At 57.6% G+C, this 12,374-nt stretch carries 14 protein-coding genes; 12 read left to right on the top strand and 2 right to left on the bottom strand.

All coding sequences use genetic code 11. The features are described from left to right. Positions 1-12: 12 nt before the first annotated feature. On the top strand, positions 13-525 hold the full coding sequence (coaD, locus tag ACI1P1_RS28760; RefSeq protein WP_416220027.1) for a pantetheine-phosphate adenylyltransferase: 513 nt from the start codon (positions 13-15) through the stop codon (positions 523-525). Positions 526-818: 293 nt separating this feature from the next. On the opposite strand, the gene ACI1P1_RS28755 is transcribed toward coaD, so the two are convergent. Continuing rightward, entirely contained in the window at positions 819-2,045 is a 1,227-nt protein-coding gene (locus ACI1P1_RS28755; protein ID WP_416220026.1) for a nucleoside recognition domain-containing protein, read from the bottom strand. A gap of 52 nt (positions 2,046-2,097) precedes the next feature. Between ACI1P1_RS28755 and ACI1P1_RS28750 the strand changes: the two genes are divergently transcribed. After that, the gene (locus ACI1P1_RS28750; protein WP_416220024.1) at positions 2,098-3,234 is read left to right on the top strand and encodes a YlbL family protein; all 1,137 of its coding nucleotides are present in this window, start codon (positions 2,098-2,100) and stop codon (positions 3,232-3,234) included. 30 nt (positions 3,235-3,264) lie between these two features. On the opposite strand, the gene ACI1P1_RS28745 is transcribed toward ACI1P1_RS28750, so the two are convergent. Further along, entirely contained in the window at positions 3,265-4,539 is a 1,275-nt protein-coding gene (locus ACI1P1_RS28745; RefSeq protein ID WP_416220023.1) for a nucleotidyltransferase, read from the bottom strand. A gap of 151 nt (positions 4,540-4,690) precedes the next feature. On the opposite strand from ACI1P1_RS28745, the gene ACI1P1_RS28740 reads away from it, so the two are divergent. The 10 genes from ACI1P1_RS28740 (at position 4,691) to acpP (ending at position 12,288) form a co-directional block, all read left to right on the top strand. Then, the gene (locus tag ACI1P1_RS28740; protein ID WP_416220022.1) at positions 4,691-5,197 is read left to right on the top strand and encodes a YceD family protein; all 507 of its coding nucleotides are present in this window, start codon (positions 4,691-4,693) and stop codon (positions 5,195-5,197) included. 47 nt (positions 5,198-5,244) lie between these two features. Next, the gene (gene rpmF / locus ACI1P1_RS28735) at positions 5,245-5,418 is read left to right on the top strand and encodes a 50S ribosomal protein L32 (protein WP_113018656.1); all 174 of its coding nucleotides are present in this window, start codon (positions 5,245-5,247) and stop codon (positions 5,416-5,418) included. A gap of 222 nt (positions 5,419-5,640) precedes the next feature. Further along, positions 5,641-6,234: a sigma-70 family RNA polymerase sigma factor gene (locus tag ACI1P1_RS28730; protein WP_416220021.1), complete on the top strand. Its 594-nt coding sequence runs from the start codon at positions 5,641-5,643 to the stop codon at positions 6,232-6,234. Beyond that, positions 6,227-7,198 carry a DUF4367 domain-containing protein gene (locus ACI1P1_RS28725; protein WP_416220019.1) on the top strand — a complete coding sequence of 324 codons (972 nt, stop codon included), beginning with the start codon at positions 6,227-6,229 and terminating at the stop codon, positions 7,196-7,198. Before ACI1P1_RS28730 ends, ACI1P1_RS28725 begins: the two co-directional genes overlap by 8 nt. A 239-nt stretch (positions 7,199-7,437) precedes the next feature. After that, positions 7,438-8,067 (top strand): transcription factor FapR, encoded by a 630-nt coding sequence (gene fapR / locus ACI1P1_RS28720; RefSeq protein WP_416220018.1) that lies wholly within the window; start codon positions 7,438-7,440, stop codon positions 8,065-8,067. Next, entirely contained in the window at positions 8,051-9,049 is a 999-nt protein-coding gene (gene plsX, locus ACI1P1_RS28715) for a phosphate acyltransferase PlsX (protein ID WP_416220017.1), read from the top strand. Before fapR ends, plsX begins: the two co-directional genes overlap by 17 nt. A gap of 2 nt (positions 9,050-9,051) precedes the next feature. Continuing rightward, positions 9,052-10,038 (top strand): beta-ketoacyl-ACP synthase III, encoded by a 987-nt coding sequence (locus ACI1P1_RS28710; RefSeq protein ID WP_416220058.1) that lies wholly within the window; start codon positions 9,052-9,054, stop codon positions 10,036-10,038. Between the two features lie 173 nt (positions 10,039-10,211). Next, positions 10,212-11,138: an ACP S-malonyltransferase gene (fabD, locus tag ACI1P1_RS28705; protein WP_416220016.1), complete on the top strand. Its 927-nt coding sequence runs from the start codon at positions 10,212-10,214 to the stop codon at positions 11,136-11,138. Between the two features lie 95 nt (positions 11,139-11,233). Beyond that, positions 11,234-11,977, top strand: coding sequence for a 3-oxoacyl-[acyl-carrier-protein] reductase (gene fabG / locus ACI1P1_RS28700; protein WP_416220015.1), 744 nt, complete (start codon positions 11,234-11,236; stop codon positions 11,975-11,977). Positions 11,978-12,054: 77 nt separating this feature from the next. Beyond that, positions 12,055-12,288 carry an acyl carrier protein gene (gene acpP, locus ACI1P1_RS28695; protein ID WP_416220013.1) on the top strand — a complete coding sequence of 78 codons (234 nt, stop codon included), beginning with the start codon at positions 12,055-12,057 and terminating at the stop codon, positions 12,286-12,288. The last annotated feature ends 86 nt before the right edge of the window (positions 12,289-12,374 follow it).

Raw genomic sequence — 12,374 nt, 5'->3', positions numbered from 1 at the left:
GAGTGTATTTCGATGAAACGTTTGGGGCATGAGCCAACCATTGCTGTCTGTCCGGGAAGCTTCGATCCGGTGACTTACGGTCACCTGGATATTATCCACCGTGCGGCGGAGGTATTCGATAAGGTGATTGTGGCGGTGCTGAACAATGCCAGCAAGTCCCCGTTATTCACGGTGCAGCAGCGGATGGAGCTTCTGGTAGAGGTAACCAGGGATATCCCCAATGTGGAAATAGACGGCTTTGATGATCTGCTGGTGAATTATATCCACAAAAAAAACGCCCATGTCATCATTAAAGGACTGCGGGCAGTTTCGGACTTTGAATATGAGATGCAGATGGCATCCGTAAACCGGAAGCTTTCGGATGAAATTGAAACGTTCTTTATGATGTCCAGCACCCAATATTCCTATCTGAGCTCCAGTGTGGTCAAGCAGGTGGCCATGTTCGGCGGTCCTGTGGAGGATCTGGTGCCGGAGGTGGTGGAGAAAGCCCTGCGGACCAAGTTCGAGGAGCTGCGCAAGCGGTAGAGCGGAAGAGCTAACGGAAGTCAGGGCTGAACCAAACGTTGGAGCTCAAGAGCTAACGGAAGCCACAGCCGTTATTGGCGCGGATTTGACGCTTTTGAAATTCTAACGGCGGCTACAGCCGCTATTCTGGCTAAAATGACCGGAAAGAGCAGGGGCCGGGGCTAATAGCGGCGCTGCTGTCCGTTAGAATTCCACAACTCCGTTTTAGGTGCAAATAACGGCGCTGTGGTCCGTTAGAGATTCAACGTGTTTGTTTACCGTGCGCAGAAAAGAGTGGGGCTTTCACCGTCCCGCTACCGGGGACGCCGGCCCGCAGCGGCAGCCTGCTCCAAGAGCCGGATGAGCAAAGAGAGCAGGAGCATCACACCCAGCACTAACCCCAGCAGGATGAGAGATGCGCCCCACACGGCTCCCATCTCCCGCAGCCCGAAGGCTTCGCCCAGCCGTGAGGCTGTTTCCCAGCCGTTAATCGGAGAAAACACCGTTTCCGTGCCTTGAATAAAGCCGGTCAGGGGCTGCCAGACCAGCAAAGTAAGGACCGCTGCAAGGGCGCTGTGCAGCAGCCGGAAGCGGAGGAAGGGCAGGTAGCGCAGCCCGGCAGGCTGCATGAAGCCCATTGCCTGGGCGTGAACCGACAGACCGCTCCACGCCAAAGCGGCACCGATGGCGGCCGCGCGGAGGGCAGGCGCCCAAGAGGTGATTGTGCTGTATGCATAGGCGCCGAGATGGGGCTCCAGCACGCCGGGGGCCAGCTGGAGGAACCACTGGGCGGCGGGGCTTGATCCCAGGAATAACCCGGCCAGCCGCACGGCTACGGAAAAAGCCATGATCAGACCGCCGATGAGAAGCAGGGCATAAATGGACTGGGTGACGGAGTCACCCAGCATTTTGCCGAAAACGCGGCCGTCATTGAGGCGGGCTTCCTCCATGGCGCGGAGGGCCTTATGCGGAAGGCGGCGGAGGCGAACAGTGGACGCACGCGGTGCTTCTTTACCCCGCTGACGCGTGCAGAAGCCGGCCATAATGGCGGACAGATAATGGATGATGGCCAGTAAGATACCGCTTTCGGGGCTGTGCAAAAAGCCTGCACCCACTACACCCACAATCAGCATGGGATTGGCCAAGTGGCCCAGTGCCGCCAGTCTCTCTGCTTCGGCGGAGCTCACCCCGTGCTGCTGGCTCAGCTTGGCCGCAGCGTCAGCAGATAAGGGGTAGCCGCCGGCAATACCTGACGCCAGCACCCAGCCTCCTGAGCCGGGAAGGCGGAAGACCCTCCGCATCAGCGGCTCCAGGAATACACCCAAACCATGAACAAGGCCAAAGCCCAGAAGCAGCTCCGTCATGATAAAAAAGGGCAGAAGCGCAGGGAACACCCAATCCCACCACAGACGGAGCCCCGAGAGGGAGGCTTGGAAGGCTTGTTCGGGGTAAGTGATGACCGAAACGACGAAAGCGGCGGTCACAAGGCCCAGGAACAGGGTATACATGTATTGGCGGCTGCGTTTGTTTCCCGATTGCATAGGCAATCACCTTCCGATCATGGGTTTGTACCATATGTACGCCGTTCGGAGGATGAATAGACCAAGCCTGCTTAGGCCAACACTGCCCGCCTTGACGACACCGGCGGGGGAAGGAATGGGATCGGCCGTGAAAACGATGGACAACGGGCGGACGCTTTATGCAGCACGCGCCGTTATTTCGGGATTTCTGGCGTTGGTATTTTGCTATGTTACATTATTTGTTCCATTGCCATACTACATCTTCCAGCCGGGAACAGCGGACGATCTGCAGGGGATGGTCCATGTGCAGGGAGGCGGCTATCCGGAAAGTGGCAGGTTTCTTTTGACCACCGTTGGTGTGAGCAATGCTACATTGGCCAAAATGGTGGAGGCCCGTTTCAGAGGTTACGAGGTGCACCGGCAAACCTCCGTGCGCCAGCCGGGGGAATCGGAGGAAGAGTATGGGGAGCGCCAGCACCAGGTAATGCTGACCTCCCAATCCAATGCTATACAAGCCGCATACCGGGCTGCAGGGATTGGCTACACTATCGCCAGCAAGGGGATTGTGGTGCTGAGTACGGCGGTTGGATTGCCTGCAGAGGGAGTGTTGGAGCCGGGTGATGTGATTTTGAAGGCTGACGGCCTTCCGGTGGATGCGGGAAGCAAGCTGGATGCTCTTCTGGCGGGTAAAAAAGAAGGGGATGCGGTGCGTCTTACCTATAAGCGGGGAGGCGTGGCGATGGAGGCATCCTTCACCCTGCGGGCTTTGCCAACAGCAGTGGAGGGAGGCCGGAAGCTTGGGATCGGCATCGTCACGGCTGACCGCAAGGCGGTCCAGGCCACCACGCAGACTGACGCGGTAACCGTGGAGGCAGGGGATATCGGGGGGCCTTCGGCAGGCTTCATGTTCGCCCTGGAAACCTACGGATTGCTGCTGGCAGATGATTTGTCCCGGGGGTATACCATCGCCGGTACTGGCACCATCGATCCGCAAGGTGTAGTCGGGGCCATCGGCGGCGCCCGCCACAAGGTCTCCGCCGCCCACCAGGCAGGGGCGGACATCCTGTTTGTGCCCCGGGACGAACAGTCTGCAGGTGAAGCCAAGAAGCAGGCCGGCAAGCTGCATACGTCCATGAAGGTGGTGGAGGTAAGCACCCTACAGGAGGCTATTGCCTACCTGGAAAGTTTGCCGCCGAAGACAGCGGGCTAAAGGCTGTAGGCTAGGGGAGGCCAATCTGCTCTACACCCGGTCCAACTGCAGCGGAGGCTGTGTGAAGTCCCGCTGCCACTGGGAGGGATCCAGCTCCCGGTAGCCCAAGCTGTAGACGGCGCCGGCCCGGATATCCATCCCGAGCCAAGCGGGGTCCTCCGCGGCGGCAGCACGGGTAATAACGGGCAGGGAGGCGGTCACGCGCATCCGCTTGAGCAGGGCTCTTCCCTTGGAACTGAAGCCCAGCACCCGGATGCAGGCAGGACCGGCCTGCAGGCTCTCCCGGCTGAGGCTTTGCTGCGGGTGTCCCAGCAGAATCCGCAGGAGCATCCGCTGCAGCTTGGTGCGGGTATACCGTTTGGTTTTAAGCAAATCCAGAAGCGATTCAACCGGCGAGGCGGTATCTGGAGGCAGTTGGGTCAAGCTGTGTTTGATCCGGTGCTCCAGTCCTTCGGTAACCTCATGGAGCTGCCGCAGCTCCTCTTCCGGCCGGGAGAGCAGCTGGGTGAACAGGGGGCGTGCGTAATGCTCCCAGCATAAGGGGCCCCGCCCTGCGGCATGCTCCCGCAAGAGAATATCCAGCGTATAAGCCGGCACGTACGGAGCAACGGCCCTTAAAGCCGCTTCGTCCGGCGACTTCCAGCCCGTGCCGAAGAGAAGCTTGCGCAGGGCAGTGGCGCTGGCAATGGACGTGCCCGTAATGTCAGCCTGATGGAAACCGGCTTCCCGCCGGGGTAATGTCAGCGGTATAATGGGGCTTTGCAGACGCTGCAGCGCCAGCATGTAATGAAGGCCCAGAATGGTGTTGGGCTGGTCCAAGGGCGGCAGGGGTCCGTCAGCGTCGTTGTCTATGCCGAACCGGCGGACAGCCGCGGCATAAGCAGCCGGATAGCTGGCGCCCTGCTTCAGCTCCTCCTGCAGCAGGCTGCGGAAAGCGGCGTCCTCCCGGTGGAGCAGTCCGGCCAGTCGGGAGAGCGGCTCCAGGGAACCCTCCTCGCTGCCGAAGCACAGCGCGTCCACCACGCCGGTGGCATCCAGGAGCCTGACTGCACCGTAGGCGAACCATTCCGCCGGCTGGCAGGCATAGGCCACCGGCAGCTCGATGACCACGTCGGCGCCCATGTGGAGGGCCATTTCGGCACGGGCCCACTTGTTGACGACGGCGGGTTCGCCCCGCTGCAAAAAATGCCCGCTCATCACGGCCACACAGGATTCCGCCCCGGCGGCTTGCTTGGAAGCCTCAAAATGATGCACATGCCCGTTGTGCAGCGGGTTGTATTCTACAATAATGCCGACTGTTTTCATGACGGTCCTCCAGCTAACATTGCATTTTATCCCGTTCCTTTAGCCATACTTAAAGAATATACCACATTTTTCTTATCAAATCTTGAATGAGGCGTTGACAAAACCTACTGAAAATCGATATAATAAATTTTGTTTGTTTGGGGTGATAACAATGATGATAAGCATCCGGGAATTAGCTCAAAAAAATGCTTCTGTTGCGCTCAAGGGCGTCTTCGATCTCTCCGGTGTTTTTACCGGGCGCGAGGACATTCAGATTGTGGGCAAGCTGGAAGCCGAACTTAGCGCCCATTCCCAAGGCGGATTGGCCGAGGTGGAGGGAACACTCCGCTTCAAGGTTCACTCTCTATGCTCCCGCTGTTTGACCCCTGTGGATGAGACCCTTGCAGTTCCCTTCCGGGAACGGTTCGCATCCCGGCCTGACGCTGTCCCCCAGGAAGATCAGGACGAAGTGCATCTGGTAACGGACGATCACATTACGCTGGATCCCTATGTGGAAGAAGCGGTGTGGCTGGCATTGCCACTGGCTCCCGTCTGCAGCTCCGGCTGCAAGGGATTGTGTCCCCAATGCGGGACCAATCTCAACGAGAAGCCCTGCGGCTGCAGCAATGACAGCATTGATCCGCGGCTGGCGGGACTGGCTGATTTTTTTAAGCAATAAGCGCTCCAGGCGATTATGGATGGTAATTTGTTGAAGGAGGTGGGAACATGGCAGTCCCTTTTAGAAAAATTTCCAAGACTCGTCGCGACAAGCGCCGTACTCACTTCAAATTGGAAGTCCCCGGCATGGTTAAATGCGACCAATGCGGCGAATTGAAACTTTCGCACCGGGTGTGCAAGGTTTGCGGAACTTACAAGAAGAGAGAGATTATTAAGCAATAATCTCGCTTCCTAGCGCATGAAGCGCTCCCCCTTAACGGGCGGAGCGCTTTTTTGCTTTTTTTTTACTCCTGTTGTGTAATGAAATGCCACCTCCGGCGTATTAACAGGTGTATGAAAACGGACAACCGCCGGCTTTGGCAAAGGGCGCCCTGCCATTAAAGCCGCGGAGGTTCAAGCACATACAGCGCAAGGATGAGACGCGAGCAGAAAGAAGGGACAAGAATGACACAGCCGCAAACCATACCTCTGGCGCTTGCGGAGGAGATGTACGAAGCAGCCGCGGAACGGCCCAATGCTGCGGGTTCGCCGCAAGCCTCCTTCGGAGCGGTCTTCGAGCTGTATTATGAGCGTGTGTTCCGCTACATCCGCTACCGGGTAACGTGCGAGTACACGGCCGAGGATCTGACAAGCCAGGTGTTCGAACGTGTGATGGGCCGGTTCGCTTCCTTCCGGGCGGATAAGGCACCGTTTGAGGTGTGGCTGTTTGCTATCGCCAAGAACGCCGTCAATGATTATGGCCGGCAGCAGCGGAGACGGAGGTTTTTTTCGCTGGAGGCGATTAAACATGCGGCCTCCGCCGGCAAAACTCCCGAGGCTATGGCTCTTGCCGGGGAGGCGAAGGACAGCCTGCTCCAGGCTATGTCTGTGCTGAACCCGAAGGAGCGCAGCATTCTGGCGCTGAAGTTCGGAGCAGAGCTCAAGAACGGAGAGATTGCCAAGCTTGCCGGAATGAGCGAAAGCAATGTGGGGGTAACGCTGTACCGGTCCATGAAAAAACTGAGAGCAGAGCTGGAGAGGAAGGGCTGCCATGAGTGAAAAAAGAAGGATACGCAACTTTGTAAAAGAGCTGGATGCCTGTCTGGAAAGCGGCAAGGTCCCGCCATCCGCTGACAGATCCAAGGAATGTACCGATATGCTGGAGCTGGGGGTGGCATTATCCGGAGCCGTCCGTACTGGCGGAAGCCATAAGGATGCCGTCCGGCAACGCGTCCTAAAGGCTGCTCAACCCGGAAGCACGAGCCTCCGGCGGACTCCCCGGTGGAGGCTCGTGAGAACCGGTGCAATCGCCGCCACTTCCTGCCTGCTGGCTGTGCTGCTGCTTGCTCCCACCTCCTTTGCCGGAGATTGGATGCGTTCTGTGGTCCATACCATCTCGTTGGGACACATCACCGTCTCCCAAATGGAGGAAACCCGGCCGGAGACCATGCCGTTTCCTGCTGAGTTGAAGGGTAAAATTTTTACCAAGGACGGTAAACTCGTAGAGGAGTGGGCCGGGCACGAAAAACCCTTTTATACCGCGGAGGGTGAGGAAATAGCAGGTGTAACCAACGGGGAGATTATTACCCGGAAGCAAATGGAGGCGGAACCGGCTCCTGAAATCATTCGGATTGAGGATGCCTCGGTTATTCCGGAATACACCGCCTTTAAGGCAGGGCTGCCCGCTTATGTGCCGGAGGGGTTCGTATTTGACCGGGCTGAGGTGTACAAAAAGGGGGATAAGTACCTGGATGTGTATTATCTCAACCCGGCTACGGGCAAAACCATCCATATCCAGGAACGGCTGGCGGATGAGGAAACCGCCTATGCCATGTCCACCGAGCATAAAGTGGAGCAAGTACGGGTAAGCGGAGTTGATGCCGTGATCATAGGAGGCAAGACCATCGACTGGGAGAAGGACGGTGTTCTCTACAGCATTATGACCGGGAAATCCGGCGTGAAGCTGGATAACAGCCAATTGATCAGAATGGCCGAATCGATAGAGCCGATTTCCGCCAAATAACGGCTGCCGGTGCCTTATACAACAACATCTCTGCAATTCCGGAGCCTCCCTCATGGGGGGCTTTTCTTTTTGCGGATAATTCGTTATACTACAATTTAGCACCAGGTATTAAAACTACATAGCAAAACTCCGGCGCAGCATGCCGTGGATAATACTCGACGAGCAGTACCAAAAAGATGTAATATTAGACCTGTTGCGGATTGGAAAGTTAAAGAAGGCGGTGTTGCGCCATCGTACGGATGCCCAAGCGAGAGCGCCAGAAAAGGCTGGCGATATTGATAAAGGAAAACCCGTTTGTGACGGATGAGGAGCTGATGAAGTCCTTTCATGTCAGCATCCAGACCATCCGGCTGGACCGGCTGGAGCTGGGGATTCCGGAGCTGCGGGAGCGGATCAAGGCTATGGCCGAGCAATCCTATGACCAGGTGCGTTCCATCGGGCCTGATGAGGTCATCGGTGAAGTGATTGATCTGCAGTTGGACAAAAGCGGCATTTCCATGTTCGAAATCCGCGAGGAGCATGTGTTTTTGCGCAATCAGATTGCCCGGGGGCATCATATTTTTTCTCAGGCCAACTCTCTGGCGGTTGCGGTTATTAATGACGAGGTCGCCTTAACGGCATCCGCGGACATCCGGTTTATCCGGACCGTGAAGCTGGGGGAGCGGGTTATCGCCAAGGCGTACGTGCTCTCCCTGTCCAAGGGAAAGGCGCGGGTGGAGGTCAAAAGCTACGTGCAGGACGATCTGGTGTTTGAGGGTCGGTTTCTGATTTATCATTCCTATAAAGAACGTCAGTCGGAGGAAGCCATGCCGATTGCCATACCGGGGGAAACGGATGAAGGGGGATTACGGGATGCGGATCGCAATTGATGCCATGGGCGGGGACCATGCTCCCAAGGCAGTGGTGGAGGGGGCGCTTGCAGCGGCCAAGGAATGGCCGGATACGTCGATTATTCTGGTGGGTCCGGAGGACACCATCCGTTCCCTGCTGCCGGAGATGCCCTCCAACCTGAGCATCCGGCATGCTTCTGAGGTGGTGGAGGCGGAGGATGAGCCGGTGAAGGCCGTGCGCCGTAAAAAGGATTCCTCCATGGTGGTGGCCGGCCGGCTGGTGAAGGAAAATGAAGCGGACGCCATGATTTCGGCGGGCAATACCGGAGCGCTTATGGCCACAGGCCTGCTGATTGTGGGACGTATGGAAGGCATTGAGCGCCCTGCTTTGGCACCGATGATCCCTACCTTGGACGGCAAGGGTGTGCTTGCCCTGGATCTGGGCGCCAACATGGACGCGACTCCCGAAAACCTGCTGCAGTATGCCATTATGGGCAGTTTGTACCGCAAGGCGGTCCATGGTGTGGCGAAGCCGCGGGTCGGCCTTCTGAATGTAGGCACCGAAGCGGCCAAGGGCAATGAGCTGACCAAAGCGGCTTATCCTCTGTTGGAGAATGCGCCCATCCATTTTGTGGGCAACGTGGAGGCCCGGGATGTGCTCCGCGCAGATTGTGATGTGCTGGTTTGCGACGGCTTTGTGGGCAATATCCTGCTGAAGTCGCTGGAAGGAACGGCAGGGGCCATTTTTTCCGTGCTGAAGGAGGAGTTCACCAAGTCCTTCTTGAGCAAGCTGGCGGCAGCGGTGCTGAAGCCGGGCTTAAGCAGCTTCAAGAAGAAACTGGATTACAAGGAACATGGCGGCGCACCGCTGCTGGGGCTTAAAGGGCTGGTGATGAAAAGCCACGGTTCCTCCGATGCGCTGGCTGTGAAGAACGGGGTCCGCCAGACGCGGCTGGCTCTGGAACATAACCTGGTAGGCGCCATTTCAGCAGAGATCGCCAGCAGGAAGGGAGCAGAATGATGATGAATATGAAGTCTGTCGGGATTCTCAGCACAGGCAAGTATGTGCCGGAGAGGATCCTCACCAATGCCGACCTGGAAAAAATGGTCGAAACCAACGACGAGTGGATCGTCACCCGCACCGGCATGAAGGAGCGCCATATCGCACGGGAGGATCAGGCCTCCTCCGATCTGGCCTATGAGGCAGCCCTGATTGCCCTGAAAAAAGCCAATCTTGCCCCGGAGGATCTGGATTTGATTCTCGTGGCTACCATAACCCCGGACTCTGCATTTCCGTCGACGGCCTGTATTCTCCAGAACCGTCTGGGTGCGAAGAAAGCGGCGGCTTTTGACCTGTCTGCCGCCTGCTCCGGCTTTATCTACGGCCTTGCCAGCGCCTCCAACTTCATCGCCACCGGCATGTACAAGAATGCGTTGGTGATCGGCGCGGAATGTCTGTCCAAAATTACCGATTATACCGACCGCAATACCTGTATCCTGTTCGGCGACGGCGCGGGTGCAGTGGTGCTGGGCGAGGTGCCGGAGGGACGGGGTTTCCTGTCCTTCGAGCTGGGGGCAGACGGCTCCGGCGGCGAGCTTCTGAAGCTGGCCGGCGGCGGCTCCCGGATGCCTTCATCCCAAAGCACGGTGGACAACAAACAGCATTACATTTATATGGCCGGCAGCGAGGTATTTAAGTTTGCCGTACGCATTATGGGCAATGCGGCGGAGGAGGTCCTGCGCAAAGCAGGGTTGGAGAAGTCCGATATTGATCTGCTGGTGCCTCACCAGGCTAATATCCGGATCATTCAATCTGCTGTGCACCGGCTGAACCTGCCGGAGGAGAAGTGCATGATCAACCTGCACAAATACGGCAATGTGTCCGCCGCCTCCATTCCGCTGGCGCTGGCGGAGGCCGATGAGGAAGGTCGGATCAAGCCGGGGGATTGCGTCGTGCTGGTAGGCTTCGGCGGCGGTTTGACCTGGGGAGCCACTGCGATCCGCTGGTAAAACGGTCCCCCAAAAGTGACGCAAAGCTCTGTAGCAGATGCCGAAACTTTTGGGGGAGCCCCCGGAAAGAACCCCCCAAAAGTGAAGCGAAGCTCTGAAGCTTATTCCGATTACTTTTGGGGGAGCCCCCGGAAACGAAGACTAACGATTTTGATTTTTGAGGAGTGGGGATAATGGGTAAGATCGCATTTGTATTTCCCGGCCAGGGAGCCCAGGCCGTTGGGATGGGCAAGGACGCGTATGAAGCCCATGCCGGGGCAAAAGAGGTGTTTGAGCTGGCTGACCGGGTGCTGGGTTTCCCGTTAACGGAGCTGGTATTCGGCGGTCCCGAGGAGCAGTTGAAGCAAACCGCTAATACCCAGCCTGCTCTGGTGGCCACCAGTCTGGCCTTGTATCAGGTGTTCCGGGAAAAAGGCATCCGCCCCGATTATGTGGCCGGGCACAGCCTGGGTGAATATAGCGCGCTTGCGGTTGCTGGAGCGCTGAGCTTTGAGGACGCCATCCGTACGGTCCGGGCACGCGGTCTGCTCATGGAGCAGGCTGTACCGGGGGGACAAGGCGCTATGGCGGCAACGCTGGGCGCAGGCCGCCAGGAGCTGGCTGCTCTGTGTGCAGAAGTCAGCAGCTCGGTAGGAGCCGTGGAGCTGGCCAACCTGAATTGTCCGGGACAGATTGTAGTCTCCGGCACCAAAGAAGGAGTGGCTGCCGTAGCGGAACGGGGCAAGGAGGCCGGAGCCAAGCGGGTGATTCCGCTGGAGGTTAGCGGTCCTTTCCACTCCTCGCTGATGAAGCCTGCTGCGGAGAAGCTGGCCGCAGTGCTGGCCGCTCTTCCTGTTGCGGCTGCAGAGGTTCCGGTGGTGGCCAATGTGACCGCCCGTCCGGTAACCGAGCCGGAGGAAATCCGCAGGCTGCTGGTGGAGCAGGTGTATTCCCCCGTCCTGTGGGAGGATACTGTGACCTGGCTGATCGGCCAGGGTGTGGATACCTTCATCGAGATCGGCTCCGGCAGTGTGCTGGCGGGACTGATCAAGAAGACGGACAAGAGTGTTGCCGTCTATTCCCTGAACAGCCTGGAAGCGGTCAACGCATTTTCATTGTAAAGCTTATGAAGCCAGTTTTTGCTGGCGCAAAACCTCAAGTATATGCTTACGAAGCCAGTTTTTGCTGGCGCAAAAACTCTTAGGAGGGATCGCTTATGCTATCCGGTAAAACAGCCCTTGTCACCGGGGCGTCCCGGGGCATCGGCCGGGCCATTGCCCTGGAGCTGGCGGCGGCGGGCGCAGATGTGGCTGTCAACTACGCAGGCAGCGAGGAGGCGGCAGCCGCCGTTGCCCGCGAAATCGAAGGGATGGGCCGGCGTGCCATCACCATCAAGGCGGACGTGGGAAATGCGGCAGAAGCGGAGCAGATGGTCAGCCAGACCATCGAGGCCTTCGGCCATATCGATATTCTGGTGAATAATGCCGGCATTACCCGGGACAACCTGATTATGCGGATGAAGGAAGAGGAATTCGACCAGGTGATCAACACGAACCTGAAGGGTGTCTTCAACTGCATCAAAGCGGTCACCCGGCCGATGATGAAGCAGCGCTCCGGCAGAATTATCAATATTTCCTCGGTGGTAGGCGCCCTGGGCAATCCCGGCCAAGCCAACTATGTGGCAGCCAAAGCAGGGGTCATCGGCTTGACCAAGGCCTCGGCCCGTGAGCTGGCCAGCCGCGGGATTACCGTCAATGCTGTGGCTCCGGGCTTCATTGCCACGGATATGACGGATAAGCTCTCCGACGAGCAGAAGGGTGCCCTTCTTCCCCAGATCCCCCTTGGACGAATGGGAGGGCCTGGGGAAATCGCCCGTGTGGTGCGCTTCCTCGCTTCGGAGGATGCGTCTTACCTCACCGGGCAGACCCTCCATGTGGACGGCGGCATGTACATGGGTTGATACCCCTACATATTTTGCCGCGGGATATGGCATTTTGATTTTAATTCTCGTATAATACCAAAGAGGAGGTGAACCGGATGTCCGATATCTTGGAGCGTGTAACACGAATCGTCGTCGACCGCTTAGGGGTGGATGAAGCAGAAGTCACCCTGGAAGCTTCTTTTAAAGATGACCTGGGCGCTGATTCTCTCGACGTAGTAGAATTAGTGATGGAACTCGAAGACGAGTTCGATCTTGAAATTTCCGATGAGGATGCAGAAAAGATTACGTCTGTGGGAGAAGTAGTGAATTACATAAAATCTCATGCGTAAGATGAGCACCAAGTCCCGTTTGTTATTATGACAACGGGACTTGTCCTCGTTGGTTTACCCCGCGCCAAAAAGCGCTACTGGATGCA

It is taken from the genome of Paenibacillus mesotrionivorans (assembly GCF_046098205.1).
In the GTDB taxonomy this organism is placed as follows: Bacteria; Bacillota; Bacilli; order Paenibacillales; family NBRC-103111; genus Paenibacillus_AR; species Paenibacillus_AR mesotrionivorans.
The sequence above is the reverse complement of the archived record's forward strand: the minus strand, read 5'-3'. Positions and strand labels throughout refer to the sequence as shown.